Origin of the sequence: Streptomyces sp. NPDC048275, assembly GCF_040652275.1 — a bacterium.
In the GTDB taxonomy this organism is placed as follows: Bacteria; Actinomycetota; Actinomycetes; order Streptomycetales; family Streptomycetaceae; genus Streptomyces.
The window spans coordinates 111,020-125,587 of record NZ_JBEZLR010000003.1 but is presented as its reverse complement, the minus strand read 5'-3'; the positions used below and the strand labels follow the sequence as shown (position 1 = coordinate 125,587).

The window sequence follows — 14,568 nt, the reverse complement described above, 5'->3', positions numbered from 1 at the left end:
CCCCACCCTAGAGTCCCGCCCTGGCAGGGGTGACTTCAGCCGCCCGTTCGTAGCACAGCTGCGACGATCGGACCGGCCGCGTCGCCGCCGTGACCGCCCTCCTGGGTCATCGCGGCGGCCGCGATGTCGTTGCGGTAGCCGGTGAACCAGCTGTTCGACTTGGACTGGCCGTCGACCTCGGCGGAACCGGTCTTGGCGCCGATGCTGCCGCCGCCGAGTCCGGCCATCGCCTTGGCGGCGGTGCCGTAGACCGCGGTGCGGTTCATCATGGCGCGCAGCTGCTCGACCGTGCTCTGGGACAGGCCCTTCGCCTGGGCGAGCGGCCGGTCGTCGAGCGAGCGCGGCACGATCACCGGCTGCCGGAAGGCGCCCGTCATCGCCGTCGCGGTCACCGAAGCCATGTTCAGCGGGCTCATCTGGACCTGGCCCTGGCCGATCATGTTGGCGGCCGTGTCCGGGCCGCCGGAGGCCGGGACGGAGCCGTCGAAGGACGGGATACCGGTCTTCCAGTTGTTCTGCCCGAGACCGAAGCGCTCCTGTGCCTCATTGGTGAGCGAGTCGACCTTCACAGAGTCCGCGTAGCTCACGAACGCCGTGTTGCAGGAGCGTGCGAAGGACTCGGAGAGGGTGGCGTTCAGGTTGGGCTTCATGCCTGTGAGGTTGTGGAAGGTCTGGCTCTGCCAGGTCGCGGTGTCCGGGCAGGTCGCGGGGCCGTTGGCCGTCGTGATGCCGTTGTCGATGAGCGTCGCCGCGCTGATGATCTTCATGGTGGAGCCGGGCGCGAGCTTGCCGAGGAACGCCGCGTTGAAGCCGTCCTCCCGGTGGTTGGCGACCGCCAGCACCTCACCGGTGCTCGGCTTCACGGCCACCACGGACGACTCGGCGTACTGCGTCACCGCCTTCTCCGCCGCGGCCTGCGCGCTCGCGCTGAGCGTCGTGCGCAGCTTGCCCGCCTCACCCTTGGCGAGGGTCACCAGGGTCGTGTCGCCCGCGTTCCCGCCCACGTCCCCGCTCTCGTGGCGGATCGCCAGCTCGATGCCGGCCGTGCCGCCCGCCGCGTCGCCGTACTTCTCGCGCAGCGCGTCCAGGATCGGACCGAGCGACGGGTACTTCTCCTTGGTCAGGACGACGTCGTTGCGGTCCACGGCCTCGATCGCCGGGCTGGCCGACTCGCCCGTGACCAGCGTGTCGCCGTCCTTCAGCTCGGGATGGACGACGGACGCCTGCCAGTCCACCAGCGCCTTTCCGGTGGTGACCCCGCGGACGACGGTCAGCGAGTCGTCGTACGAGAGGGGCTTGGACTTCCCCTCGTAGGAGACCGTCGCCTTGACCGAGTAGGGCACGGTCGCGCCGGACGGTGTGCCCGGCGTTATCCGCACCCCGGTGATGTGCGCGTCGTCGCGGTAGCCGGTCAGCAGCGACGTCGCGGCCTCCGCGTTGTTCGTGTACGCCGCCGCGGTCGCCGCGTCGCCCTTCTCCCAGGCCGCGAAGAACTTCGCCGAGGCCGCCTTGACCTCCGCACTGCTCGGCGGCCCGGTCCGCACCGGCGCGGGCTCGTCCGCGCTCGCGGTCCCACCGCCGCTCAGCGCGTTCATCACGTTGAACGCGCCGTACCCGGCACCCCCGACCATCACGGCGAACACACTGCCGACGATGGCCGCCTTTGCCCCCTTGCGCATGGCATTCCCCTCCCCGTAATTCCTTGCACTGTAGGGCGGAGGGGGGACAGCCGTGACCGGTGTTGCGGGATGTTGTCCGAACAGAGATCAGAGTCAGGCAGGCGCCCTAGACCCAGGTGTCCAGCCACATCCGTGAACGCCAGGAGTCGATCGGGATCGCCTGGCCGGTGTAGATCGGCCAGAAGTAGATGAAGTTCCAGGCGATCAGCAGGACCAGGACGCCCGCGCTCGCCGCGCCGATCACCCGGCGGCGTTCGCCGGCGCCGGGTGGGCCGAGGATGGCGCCGATCATCATGGCGACGGCCAGGCACAGGAACGGGACGAAGATGATGGCGTAGAAGAAGAAGATCGTGCGCTCCTGGTACATGAACCAGGGCAGGTAGCCGGCCGCGATGCCGCAGGCGATCGCGCCCGCGCGCCAGTCGCGGCGGAACGCCCAGCGCCACAGCACGTAGGCGATCGCGAAGCAGGCCGCCCACCACAGGAGCGGGGTGCCCAGGGCCAGCACCTCACGGGCGCACTTCTCGCCCGCGTCCGTGGGGCAGCCGTCCTTGCCGGGGACCGGGGACTCGTAGAAGAACGAGACCGGGCGGCCCATGACGAGCCAGCTCCACGGATTCGACTGGTACGTGTGCGGGGAGGAGAGGCCGACGTGGAACTGGTACACCTCGTGCTCGTAGTGCCACAGGCTGCGCAGCCAGTCGGGGAGGAAGGTCCAGCTGCCGCCCTTGCCGTCCGTCGCGGCCCAGTTGCGGAAGTAGCCGCCGGTGCCGTCCGTGGGGGAGAGGATCCAGCCGGTCCAGGAGACGAGGTAGGTGACGATCGCCACCGGGACCGTCGCCAGGAAGGTGATGCCGGTGTCGTGCTTCAGGACCGCGGTGTACGGGTGACGGGCGCCCGCGACCCGGCGCGAGGCGACGTCCCACAGCACCGCCATCACACAGAACGCGGCGATGACGTACAGACCGCTCCACTTGGTGCCGAGAGCGAGGCCCAGCATGAGACCGGCCACCCAGCGCCAGGGACGCCACCCCAGGCGGGTCGTCTCGGCGGTGTGCGCGTCCGGGCGTACGACACCGTCCTCGTCCGCGGGCAGCGCCGCCGCCAATCGGGCGCGCGCCCTGTCGCGGTCCACCACCAGACAGCCGAAGGCCGCCAGCACGAAGAACATCAGCACGCCGTCGAGCAGCGAGGTGCGGCTCATCACGAAGTGCAGCCCGTCCACCGCCATCAGCGCGCCCGCCAGGCAGCCCAGGAACGTCGAGCGGAACAGGCGGCGCCCGATCCGGCACAGCAGCAGCACCGACAGTGTGCCGAGCAGGGCCGTCATGAAGCGCCAGCCGAACGGGTTGAACCCGAACATCCATTCGCCGAGCCCGATGACGTACTTGCCGACCGGGGGATGGACGACGTACGAGGCGTCGGTGGGGATCGAGACATGACCGCTGTTCTGCAGGATCAGGTCGTTGGCGTTCTTGTCCCAGTTGACCTCGTACCCGCGGTGGAACAGCGCCCAGGCGTCCTTGGCGTAGTACGTCTCGTCGAATATCACCTTCTTCGGGCTGCCCAGGTTCCAGAACCGCATCAGCCCCGCCATCAGCGTGACCAGGAGCGGGCCACCCCAGCCCGACCAGCGCGTGATGCGCTCGGCGATCTCGTGGCGCACCCCGAACGCGGCCCAGATACGGGGGCTGGGCTGGGCGTACGGAGGCACGAGGCGGTCGCGTACATCGCTGGTCGGCCTTGCCGTGTAGCCGAATCGGCGCAGCCGCTGTTGCCAGGACGGCGGCTGCTTTTCGGTGGCCTGGCCCTGCCGGGTGTCCGTCGAGGACGCGGTACTGGTCACCGCGCCATCGTAGGGAACGGGTCTGTGGGAGTCCCGTGCACGGGCCGTAAAGGGCGGATGAGGCTGTCGCGAAGTGCCCCTGAGAGGATGGAACCGTGACAGGAACCCTTGTTTTGGCAGGCACTCCCATCGGCGACGTGGCCGATGCCCCGCCCCGGCTCGCTCAGGAGCTGGAGAGCGCGGACGTCGTCGCCGCCGAGGACACCCGGCGGCTGCGCCGGCTGACCCAGGCGCTGGGCGTGCAGCCCACCGGGCGTGTCGTGTCGTACTTCGAGGGCAACGAGGCGGCCCGCACGCCGGAACTCGTCGAGGCGCTGGCCGGCGGGGCGCGCGTGCTGCTGGTGACCGACGCCGGGATGCCGTCCGTGTCGGATCCCGGGTACCGGCTGGTCGCGGCGGCCGTCGAGAAGGACATCAAGGTCACCGCCGTACCGGGGCCGTCCGCCGTGCTCACCGCGCTCGCGCTGTCCGGGCTGCCCGTCGACCGCTTCTGCTTCGAGGGGTTCCTGCCGAGGAAGGCGGGCGAGCGGCTCTCGCGGCTGCGGGAGGTCGCCGACGAGCGCCGGACGCTCGTCTACTTCGAGGCGCCGCACCGGCTCGACGACACCCTCGCCGCGATGGCCGAGGTCTTCGGCGACGCACGCCGGGCCGCCGTCTGCCGCGAGCTGACCAAGACGTACGAGGAGATCAAGCGCGGGGGGCTGGGAGAGCTGGCCGCCTGGGCCGCGGAGGGCGTGCGCGGGGAGATCACCGTCGTGGTCGAGGGAGCGCCCGAGAAGGGCGCCGGGGAACTGGACGCCGAGGAGCTGGTGCGCCGGGTGCGGGTGCGCGAGGAGGCGGGGGAGCGGCGCAAGGAGGCCATCGCGGCGGTCGCGGCCGAGGCCGGGATTCCCAAGCGCGAGGTCTTCGACGCGGTGGTCGTGGCGAAGAACGCCGAGAAGGCGGAGCGAAGCGCTCCGTAGGCGCTGTGTAGCCGCTCCGCAGGTGCTCCACGGACGTTCCATGGAGCGCAGGGGGGCGCGAAGCGCCCCATCGACGGGCAAAGGAGCGCCGTCGAAGGCAAAGCTCAGGCCTGCTCCCACAGCCGCTGCGGCAAGGAAAGGCCAAGACGGCTCCAACACTCGACAGGTCTGATGCGCTCGCGCCGGCGGAGGCGTCCACTGGTCGAAGGGGCGTACCCGCCCCGTCGACCAGCGGACACCAGGAGCTGGAATGAGTGAGATCGCGGGCCGGACCGGCCACCGCAGCGCGGCTACCGCCGTCGTCCATGAGTCGTATTCCTTCGCCTGCATGCGTTGCGGGCACGGCTGGGAGCAGTCGTACGAGATAGAGCACCACCACGACGCCGCGGGCAGCGAGTTCGTGATGTACGTGGCGAACGGCCGTGTCGTGCCGTCGCCCCTGAGCCGCCCCTCCTGCCAGAACTGCGACGGACACGTGGTGCGCATCATGCGCGCCGGTCAGGTGTCCTCCGTCCAGAGCTCCATGCAGCACACGCAGAGCCCGCACCGCGCGGTGCCGCGGCAGCCGGAGGAAGTCCTCGACGAGGCCCACGACGGAACTCTCGACCAGCCGGCCCTGCCCAAGGAGCCGCACCACTGGCACCTCTCCGATCTGCTGCACCCCTTCCACCACCGCAAGGCAAGCTGACACCCGCCCGAAGAGGCTCGGCATGCCCCTTTCGTAGGATCGGGGCATGCCCTCCGACAAGACCGAAAAGACCGAAGCGCCGCCCCTCCCCGAACCCCTGCGGGTGCCCGTCGCCGACTCGCACACCCACCTCGACATGCAGTCCGGCACCGTCGAGGAAGGCCTCGCCAAGGCCGCGTCGGTCGGGGTGACCACGGTTGTCCAGGTCGGCTGCGACGTGAACGGCTCGCGCTGGGCCGCGCGGACGGCTGCCGAGTACGACGCCGTCCACGCGACGGTCGCGCTGCACCCCAATGAAGCGCCCCGCATCGTGCACGGCGACCCGGACGGCTGGTCCCGCCAGGAGGCGAGGGGGCCCGGCGGTGACGGCGCCCTGGACGAGGCCCTCGCCGAGATCGACCGCCTCGCCGCCCTCTCCCAGGTCAAGGGCGTGGGCGAGACCGGGCTCGACTACTTCCGCACGGGCCCCGAGGGCAAGGCCGCCCAGGAACGGTCCTTCCGCGCCCACATCGAGATCGCCAAGCGCCACGGGAACGCGCTGGTCATCCACGACCGAGACGCCCACACCGACGTGCTGCGCATCCTCAAGGAGGAGGGCGCCCCGGAGCGGACCGTCTTCCACTGCTACTCCGGCGACGCCGAGATGGCCGAGATCTGCGCCGGCGCGGGCTACTTCATGTCCTTCGCCGGCAACATGACCTTCAAGAACGCCCAGCCGCTGCGCGACGCGATCGCCGTGGCCCCGCTGGAACTCCTCCTCGTCGAGACCGACGCGCCCTTCCTGACGCCCGCGCCGTACCGCGGACGGCCCAACGCTCCTTATCTCATTCCGGTCACGGTGCGTGCCATGGCGGCCGTGCGGGGCATCGGCGAGGACGCGCTGGCGACAGCCCTCTCGGCGAACACGGCACGCGCTTTTGATTACTGAGGGATAACGTTTCCGGCGCTTTCCCCGGGCCGCGTCTCAGGCGAGTGTCGCGACACAGCGTAGCCGCGTTGCTTGGGAGAGTGACGATCGCTCCGCTAGGTTCTGGTCGCCCACCCCTCTCCCGCCACCACCCTGCTTGAGCCCTTCGGGCGCACCTTTTACTCCACCGGCCCCCTGGAGCGTGTCGTCGTGAGCAACTCGCAGTACGAGACGTATGGCCTGGCTGGAACGTCGTACGACTACGTCGAGACCTACGAGAGTGACGAGAACCCTGAGCCGTACGGTGACGGCTACGCGGACTCGGACACCTATCGGCCGGCGTACGAGGTGGCTCAGTCGCAGGCCCCGACCGAGCCGATGCTGCCCCGGCAAGGGGCAGGGCAGACGGGTGACGCGGGGGCGCCCCGGGTGGGCGGTCGGGCCGCGGCCCGGCGCGAGGCTCGGCGCAGACGGGCCGCCGAGCGCCCCGATCCGCTGCGCCGGCTGCTGCCGCAGGCGCTGGTCGTCGCCTTCCTGGCGGGCGGCACCTCCGCCTTCGTCGCCAACGACAAGGCCATCGAGCTCAGCGTCGACGGGAAGCCGCGCACGCTGCACACCTTCGCGGACGACGTGACCGAACTGCTCGCCGACGAGGGCGTGCGGGTGGGCGCGCACGACGTCGTGGCACCGGCCCGGGGCACCGCGCTGGCCAGCGGCGACGAGGTCGCGGTCCGCTACGGGCGTCCCGTGCATCTCACCCTCGACGGACACCGGCGCCGGGTGTGGACGACGGCGCACACCGTGGACGGGGCGCTGGAACAGCTGGGGGTGCGTGCGGAGGGGGCGTATCTGTCGGCCTCGCGCTCCCGGCGCATCGGCCGTGAGGGACTCGCGCTCGATGTGCGTACCGAGCGCACGGTGACGATCATGGCGGACGGGCGGGCGCGGACGATCCGTACGAACGCGGCGACCGTGGCGGAGGCCGTCGAGGAGGCCGGGATCACTCTGCACGGCCAGGACACGACGTCCGTCCCGCTCGGGAGCTTTCCGCGGGACGGCCAGACGGTCACCGTCATGCGGATCACCGGGACCAGGGAGATCCACGAGGAGCTGATCCCGTTCGAGGTGCAGCGGACGAGTGATCCTTCGTTGTTTCGTGGCACGGAGGTCGTCGAGCGGGCCGGGGAGGCGGGGGCCCGGCGGGTCACGTACCTGGTGCGGACGGTCAACGGGGTCAAGCAGAAGCCGAGGCGGCTCAGGTCCGAGGTGGTGCGGTGGCCTCGGGCGCAGGTGGTGAGGGTCGGTACGAGGCCGCTGCCGGACTCGGTGCAGGGCGCCGACCATCTGAACTGGGCCGGGCTCGCGGCCTGCGAGTCGGGGGGCCGGCCCGGGGCCGTGGATCCGTCCGGCACCTACGGCGGCCTGTACCAGTTCGACACCCACACCTGGCACCGCCTCGGCGGCTCCGGCCGCCCCCAGGACGCGCCCCCCGCGGAACAGACCCTCCGGGCGAAGAAGCTGTATGTGCAGCGGGGGGCGAGTCCTTGGCCGCATTGTGGGGGGCGGTTGCGGGGCTGAGGTCGCTTCACTTCGCCCCCGCCGCCCCTACCCGTCCCATCCGTACCTGGGGGCTCCGCCCCCAGACCCCCGTTCGGCCTTGAACGGCCTCGTCCTCAATCGCCGGACGGGCTGAGATGCCTCAGGGGCGCGGGGCTGTGACGTTGTGCGGCTCCGCCGCGTGGGCGCGCCCAGCCCCCACCGCCCCGCAGCAAATCAACAATCTGCCGGGGGTCCGGGGGCGGAGCCCCCGGGGATGGGACGGGTAGGGGCGGCGGGGGCGAGAAACCAACGCCGCCCCGCCACCCCCGTACCCTTGGTGCGTGAGCAGCCCCACCCCCGACGCCCTCCTGGGCCCCGCCGACATCCGCGAACTCGCGGGCACCCTCGGCGTACGGCCCACCAAGCAGCGCGGCCAGAACTTCGTGATCGACGCGAACACCGTGCGGCGCATCGTGCGCACCGCCGACGTCCGCCCCGACGACATCGCGGTCGAGGTCGGCCCCGGCCTCGGCTCGCTGACCCTCGCCCTGCTGGAGGTGGCCGACCGGGTCATCGCCGTGGAGATCGACGACGTACTCGCCGGAGCGCTGCCCTCGACCATCGCCGCCCGCATGCCGGACCGCGCCGAGCGGTTCACGCTCGTGCACTCCGACGCCATGCGGGTGAGCGAGCTGCCGGGCCCCGCGCCCACCGCGCTCGTCGCCAACCTGCCGTACAACGTCGCCGTGCCGGTCCTGCTGCACATGCTCGAAACCTTCCCGACCATCGAGCGCACGCTGGTGATGGTGCAGGCCGAGGTCGCGGACCGGCTCGCCGCCGCCCCCGGCTCGAAGGTGTACGGCGTCCCGTCCGTGAAGGCCAACTGGTACGCCGACGTGAAGCGCGCCGGCTCGATCGGACGGAACGTCTTCTGGCCCGCCCCGAACGTCGACAGCGGGCTCGTCTCGCTGGTGCGGCGGGCGGAGCCGCTCAAGACCACGGCCTCGAAGCAAGAGGTGTTCGCCGTCGTCGACGCCGCCTTCGCCCAGCGCCGCAAGACGCTCAGGGCGGCCCTCGCGGGGTGGGCGGGTTCGGCCCCCGCCGCGGAGGCCGCGCTCGTCGCCGCCGGTGTCTCGCCGCAGGCACGCGGGGAGTCGCTCACGGTCGAGGAGTTCGCCCGTATCGCCGAGAACCGTATCGCCGGGAACGCCGAAAACGCTGAGAACAAGGAGAGCGCCCAGCCGTGACGGAGACGGTGACAGTACGCGTCCCTGCCAAGGTCAACGTCCAGCTCGCGGTGGGCGGCGCCCGCCCCGACGGCTTCCACGACCTGGCCAACGTCTTTCTCGCGGTCGGCCTGTACGACCGCGTCACCGTGACCCCGTCCGACGAGCTGCGCATCACCTGCGAGGGTCCGGACGCCGACCAGGTACCCCTCGACCGTACGAACCTGGCGGCCCGCGCGGCGCTCGAGCTCGCCCGCCGCCACGGCGTCGAACCCGCCGTCCACCTCCACATCATCAAGGACATCCCCGTCGCGGGCGGCATGGCGGGCGGCAGCGCCGACGGCGCGGGCGCGCTCGTCGCCTGCGACGCCCTGTGGGGTACGAACGCCTCCCGCGACGAACTCCTCGACATCTGCGCCGAGCTGGGCAGCGACGTGCCGTTCAGTCTGGTGGGCGGGGCGGCGCTGGGCACCGGGCGTGGCGAGAAGCTCAGGGCCCTGGAGGTCGGCGGCACCTTCCACTGGGTCTTCGCGATGGCCGACCGCGGGCTGTCGACGCCGGCGGTCTTCCGCGAGTTCGACCGGCTGAACGACGGGGTGCGGATTCCCGAGCCCGTCGCCTCCCAGGGACTGCTCGACGCCCTGGCCAAGGGCGACCCCGCCGCCCTCGCGGCCGCCGTCTCCAACGACCTCCAGCCCGCGGCGCTCTCCCTCTTCCCGGCCCTCGCCGACACCCTCGCCGCGGGCCGCACGGCGGGCGCCCTTGCCGCGCTCGTCTCCGGCTCGGGTCCGACCACGGCCTTCCTCGCGCCGGACGCCGAGTCCGCGGCGACGGTCGCCGACGCGCTGCGCGCCTCCGGCACCTGCCGGGCGGTACGGGTCGCGGCGGGACCCGCGCCCGGCGCCACGGTCGTCTGACGGCCTGTACTCAGACGCGAGTTGAGTACGGGAGCGCTGACGCGGTGCGGGCCCGCGGCGCGACCGTACTCGTATGGGATCAAGCGCTCGTGACCTCGCCGCGGCCACGCCGGCCTCGCGCGACAAGTACATCGACCTGCTGCGGGTGGCCTCGCTCGGCACGGTGGTGCTCGGGCACTGGCTGATGGCCGCCGTGTCGGTGCGCGGCGACGGGCAGGTCGAGGTCGGGAATCTGCTCGCCGTGGAGCCCCGGCTCCAACTGCTCACCTGGGTGCTCCAGGTCATGCCGGTCTTCTTCTTCGTCGGCGGCTTCTCGCACGCGCTGTCGTACCGCTCGTTGCGGAAGAAGGGGGGCACAGCGCTGTACTCCGACTTCGTACGCGCCCGACTGCAGCGGCTGCTGCGTCCGACGGTGGTGTTCATCGGGGTGTGGGGGCTGGCCGCCCTGGTGCTTCAGCTCGCGGGTGAGGGCGGCGGGTTGCTGGATGTCTCGTTGCGTCTGGTCGCCCAGCCGTTGTGGTTCATCGGGATCTATCTGGCGATGGTGGCCTTCACGCCGCCGCTGCTCAGGCTGCATGAGATGTACGGGTGGGGCGCGTTCGGCGGGCTGGTGGCCGCGGCCGGGCTCGTGGACGTGGCTCGGTTCGGCTTCGGAGTGCCGTACGTCGAGTTCCTGAACTTCGCGTTCGTCTGGCTCGCCGTCCATCAGCTCGGATTCCTGCACGCGGACGGAAGGCTGGGGAGGCCGTACGTCCTCGCGGGCGCCGGGCTCGCCGGGGCCGTGCTCCTGGTGGCGTACGGGCCGTATCCGCTGTCCATGGTGGGTATGCCCGGCGAGAAGATCTCGAACATGGCGCCGCCCACCTTCGCGCTGCTGTGCCACGGGCTGTGGCTGGTCGGCGGAGTGGAGATGTTGCGGAGGTTTGCGGAGTGGTGGTTGCGCAGGCCGTCGGTGTGGCGCGCCGTCATTGCGGCCAACGGAATATCTATGACGGCATTTCTGTGGCACCTCACGGCGATGCTCGGGGTGTACGGGGCGCTGCTGACGCTGGGCGTGCGGCTGCCGGAGCCCGCCACGGGCGAGTGGTGGGCGCAGGTGCCGCCCAGGATCGTGGCGGCCGGGGTGCTGACGGGGCTGTTGGTCGCGCTGTTCCGGCGGTGTGAACGGCGCTCGTCCGTAAGGGAGTTGGCGTCCTCGTCCGCAGGTGGGAGGGGGGTCGCCGCCCTGGGTGTCACCCTCTGCCTCTTCGGGGTGCTCGGGCTTTCCATGGTCGGTTTCGGGGGGCTGCTGGACGGGCGTACGGCGGTGTTGGTCGCTGTCCGGGTGACGGCTCCGGTGGCGGTCGCGATGACGTTCGCGGGGTGGCTGTTGGTGGAGCGGGCGGGACGCGGGCGATCGAATATTGCATAAATATGCAGGCCGCCTGTTGCCTATGTCGCCGTAGTTCTATTCCTACCCATCGCCCTCATGGCCCCTTTCGCGCGCTCTGCCCCCTCGTATGGTGCTGGCATGATCAGGCGTCCCCGGTCTCTTGTTACCGGTGGTAAACCCGTGTGCGCGGCCGTGCCCGCGCGACGGACGAGAGGGGCTTCCCCATGGGTCACATGGACCACTTCAGTGCAGGATGGGTCACCCCCGTCCTGTCCTACGCGATGGCCTGCGTCGGTTCCGCACTCGGACTGCGGTGCACGCTCAGGGCACTCGAAGCCGACGGCGCCTCGAAACGGAACTGGCTGCTGATGGCCTCCGTCGCCATCGGCTCCGGCATCTGGACGATGCACTTCATCGCCATGATGGGCTTCAGCGTCGACGGGACGCCGATCCGCTACGACATCCCGCTGACCGTCCTCAGCCTGCTGATGTCGGTCGCCGTCGTCGGCGCGGGCGTCTTCACCGCCGGGTACGGGCGGTCCGCCGTGCGGGCCGTGGCGCTCGGCGGGATCGGCACCGGGCTCGGCGTCGCCGCCATGCACTACACCGGCATGGCCGCGCTCAACCTGCACGGCGAGGTCGGATACGACCCCACCCTCGTCATCGCCTCCGTCATCATCGCCATCGTCGCCGCGACCGCCGCGCTCACGCTCACCCTCATCGTGCGCGGGCCCGTGCTGGCCGCCGCCGCCGCGCTCGTCATGGGACTCGCGGTCAGCACCATGCACTACACCGGCATGTACGCCGTGAAGATCGACCTCGCGCCCAGCAGCGCCGCGCTCTCCGGAGCCACGTCCACCGAGTTCATCTTCCCGCTCGCCGTGGTGCTCGGTTCCTTCCTCTTCCTCACCTCCGCGTACGTCGCACTGTCCCCGACCGGCAAGCGCGAGGAGTCGGCTGCCGCCGCGCAACTGCTGCGTGAGGTCGAGCTGTCGACCGCGTGAGTCGCTGCGTGCGCTCGTGTGCCTTACGGCTGCTCGACTTCCTCCCCACAGCTGTCACCGACTTCCTCACCACAGCGCTCCCTGACTTCCTCACCACAGCGCTCCCTGACTTCCGCGCCGCAGCTCTCCCTGACTTCCGCCTCACAGCCCCCTGCGCCGCCCTCCGCTGCAACTCCCCCTGAACGAGGTTCCCGCCCATGCGTGTCCCCCGCACGCCCGCCCGGCTGCGCCCCAGATCGGTCCGCGCGAAAATCGTCTCGCTGCTGATGCTGCCCATCGTGTCCCTGATGGCACTGTGGGGCTTCGCCGCCGTGACCACCGCGTCCAGCATCGGCGACCTGGAACGCGCCAAGAGCGTCAACTCCGAACTGCTGACCCCTGTCGGCGACTTCGTCACCGCTCTGCAGGCCGAGCGGACCGCCACCCTCGCATACGTGGCAGCACCCGCGAGCCGTTCGCTCACCGCCCTGGAAACCGCGCGCTCCACCACGGACAAGGCCGCCTCCGTCCTGCTCGACGGCGTCAACGCCTCCAGCTCCGACGCCGAGCTGCTGAACGCCGGACTGCCCAGCCGTCTCGAACGTCTCCAGTCCGACGCGGGCGGGCTGACCGCACTGCGTTCGGAAGTCGGCGTGAAGGGGGCGGCGCCCTCGGCGGCGTACACGAAGTACTCCGCGATCATCGAGCACGGCTTCTCCGTCACCGGCGCACTCACCGGGGACGAGACCACCGACGCGACCTCCGAGGCCCGCGTCGTCCTCGAACTCTCCCGGGCGCGCGAGGCCGTCGCGCGAGAGCGGGCGCTGCTCGCGGCCGGGGGCGGGACCGGGACGCTGAGCGGCAGCCAGTACGCGCTGTTCGTCGGGGCCGTCGCCACACAGCGGGAGCTGCTGGAGCCTGCCGTCGCGGATCTGAAGGCCGAGCACCGGGCGGCGTACAACACTGTTCTCAAGGGCGATGGTTACGCGCGCTTGGTGGCCGTCGAGGATCAGGTGCGCGATGCCGGGCCGGGCGCCTCGGCCGTGTCTGCCGACTCCCTGAAGGGCTGGGACGGCGCTGTCAGCGGTGTCCTGGCCGGGCTGACCAAGGCGGAGGCCGGGGCCGGTACGGCCGCCGCGGCGAAGGCGAACCCGTTCGGCTGGGACACGCTCGGCGCGTCCGGGGTCGCGGTGGTGCTGGGTCTGGTGGGTGTGCTGCTGTCACTGCTGGTGTCCGTGCTGGTCGGGCGCGGCCTGATCGTCGAACTGCTCGATCTGCGCAACTCCGCGCTCGAGGTCGCCGGGCGCCGGCTGCCGCAGGCCATGCGGCGGCTGCACGCCGGGCAGGGCGTCGACATCGACGCCGAGGCGCCCATGCGGCGGCTGGTGGGCGACGAGCTGGCCCAGGTGGGCACGGCCCTGACCGCCGTCCAGCGGGCCGCGCTCAAGGCCGCGTCCGAGCGGGCCGAGCTGCTGAGCGGTATCTCGGGGGTGTACGTGAGCCTCGCGCGCCGCAGTCAGGTGCTGCTGCACCGCCAGCTCGACCTGCTCGCCACGATGGAGCAGCGGCAGCGGGACCAGGGGGAGCTGCAGGACCTCTACCGGGTCGACTACCTCGCGACGCGCATGCGGCGCCACTCCGAGAGCCTCCTCATCCTGTCCGGGATCGCGCCCGGACGAGGCTGGCGTACGCCGATCGCGCTTGCGGATGTGCTGCGGGCGGCGGTCGCGGAGATCGAGAACGCCACCCGGGTGCAGATCTGGGCCGTGCCGAGGGTGTCGGTGGCGGGCGGCTCGGTGGCGGACGTGATTCACCTGCTGGCCGAGCTCGTCGAGAACGCCGCCGCCTTCTCGCCGCCCAGCACGCAGGTGCAGTTGAAGGCCGCGCGGTTGCGGGACGGGGTGCTCATCGAGGTCGAGGACAGCGGCTTCGGCATGAACGAGGACGCCATGGCCGAGGCCAACCGGAAGATCCAGGCCCAGCGGGTCGATCTCCTCGACGCCAAGCAGATCGGGCTGTTCGTGGTGAACCGGCTGGCCGAGCGGCAGGGGCTGCGGGTGGAACTCCGCCCGACGCCGAGCGGAGGCGTCACCGCGGCCGTCCTCATTCCCGAGAGTCTGCTGCGGGATGACATGCCTGTGCATGATCGGGCGGTGGGGGACGGCGGCCAGGGGCATGGCCGCTCGCTGGCTCCGGCGTCGGCGCTGATCCCGCGGCAGCGGTTTTCTGACGGCTGAGGCGGGTGTTCCTCGCCCCCGCCGCCCCTACCCGTCCCATCCGTACCTGGGGGCTCCGCCCCCAGCCCCCCGTTCGGCCTGAACGGCCTCGTCCTCAAACGCCGGACGGGCTGAGACACCTAGGGGCGCGGGGAACTGCGCGCCCAGCCCCCACCGCCCTGCAGCCAAAGAACCACCTGCCGGGGGTCCGGGGGCGGAGCCCCCGGGGGACG

11 protein-coding genes are annotated in these 14,568 nt (G+C 71.3%); 9 read left to right on the top strand and 2 right to left on the bottom strand.

Annotated features, from left to right (window positions below; translation table 11 throughout):
- Positions 1-35: 35 nt before the first annotated feature.
- Both AB0D57_RS03255 and AB0D57_RS03250 read right to left on the bottom strand, forming a co-directional pair.
- The gene (locus tag AB0D57_RS03255) at positions 36-1,679 is read right to left on the bottom strand and encodes a penicillin-binding transpeptidase domain-containing protein (protein ID WP_362066422.1); all 1,644 of its coding nucleotides are present in this window, start codon (positions 1,677-1,679) and stop codon (positions 36-38) included.
- Positions 1,680-1,785: 106 nt separating this feature from the next.
- Entirely contained in the window at positions 1,786-3,525 is a 1,740-nt protein-coding gene (locus AB0D57_RS03250) for a phospholipid carrier-dependent glycosyltransferase (RefSeq protein ID WP_362066420.1), read from the bottom strand.
- Positions 3,526-3,620: 95 nt separating this feature from the next.
- Here AB0D57_RS03250 and rsmI point away from each other — a divergent pair, with 95 nt between their 5' ends.
- The 9 genes from rsmI to AB0D57_RS03205 all read left to right on the top strand — a co-directional run bounded on the left by rsmI (position 3,621) and on the right by AB0D57_RS03205 (position 14,356).
- A complete protein-coding gene (gene rsmI / locus AB0D57_RS03245) occupies positions 3,621-4,487 on the top strand; it encodes a 16S rRNA (cytidine(1402)-2'-O)-methyltransferase (protein WP_362066418.1) in 867 nt (288 codons plus the stop codon).
- Between the two features lie 250 nt (positions 4,488-4,737).
- On the top strand, positions 4,738-5,175 hold the full coding sequence (locus tag AB0D57_RS03240; RefSeq protein ID WP_362066416.1) for a hypothetical protein: 438 nt from the start codon (positions 4,738-4,740) through the stop codon (positions 5,173-5,175).
- A gap of 46 nt (positions 5,176-5,221) precedes the next feature.
- Complete coding sequence (locus AB0D57_RS03235) at positions 5,222-6,103, top strand: TatD family hydrolase (protein WP_362066414.1); 882 nt, start codon at positions 5,222-5,224, stop codon at positions 6,101-6,103.
- A 189-nt stretch (positions 6,104-6,292) separates the two neighbouring features.
- On the top strand, positions 6,293-7,660 hold the full coding sequence (locus AB0D57_RS03230) for a ubiquitin-like domain-containing protein (RefSeq protein ID WP_362066411.1): 1,368 nt from the start codon (positions 6,293-6,295) through the stop codon (positions 7,658-7,660).
- A gap of 302 nt (positions 7,661-7,962) precedes the next feature.
- Positions 7,963-8,868 carry a 16S rRNA (adenine(1518)-N(6)/adenine(1519)-N(6))-dimethyltransferase RsmA gene (rsmA, locus tag AB0D57_RS03225; protein ID WP_362066409.1) on the top strand — a complete coding sequence of 302 codons (906 nt, stop codon included), beginning with the start codon at positions 7,963-7,965 and terminating at the stop codon, positions 8,866-8,868.
- Positions 8,865-9,764: a 4-(cytidine 5'-diphospho)-2-C-methyl-D-erythritol kinase gene (locus tag AB0D57_RS03220; protein ID WP_362066407.1), complete on the top strand. Its 900-nt coding sequence runs from the start codon at positions 8,865-8,867 to the stop codon at positions 9,762-9,764. Before rsmA ends, AB0D57_RS03220 begins: the two co-directional genes overlap by 4 nt.
- 73 nt (positions 9,765-9,837) lie before the next feature.
- Positions 9,838-11,175 carry an acyltransferase gene (locus tag AB0D57_RS03215; RefSeq protein ID WP_362066405.1) on the top strand — a complete coding sequence of 446 codons (1,338 nt, stop codon included), beginning with the start codon at positions 9,838-9,840 and terminating at the stop codon, positions 11,173-11,175.
- Positions 11,176-11,360: 185 nt separating this feature from the next.
- Positions 11,361-12,140, top strand: coding sequence for an MHYT domain-containing protein (locus AB0D57_RS03210; RefSeq protein ID WP_362066403.1), 780 nt, complete (start codon positions 11,361-11,363; stop codon positions 12,138-12,140).
- Positions 12,141-12,337: 197 nt separating this feature from the next.
- Entirely contained in the window at positions 12,338-14,356 is a 2,019-nt protein-coding gene (locus tag AB0D57_RS03205; RefSeq protein WP_362066401.1) for a nitrate- and nitrite sensing domain-containing protein, read from the top strand.
- Positions 14,357-14,568: the final 212 nt, after the last annotated feature.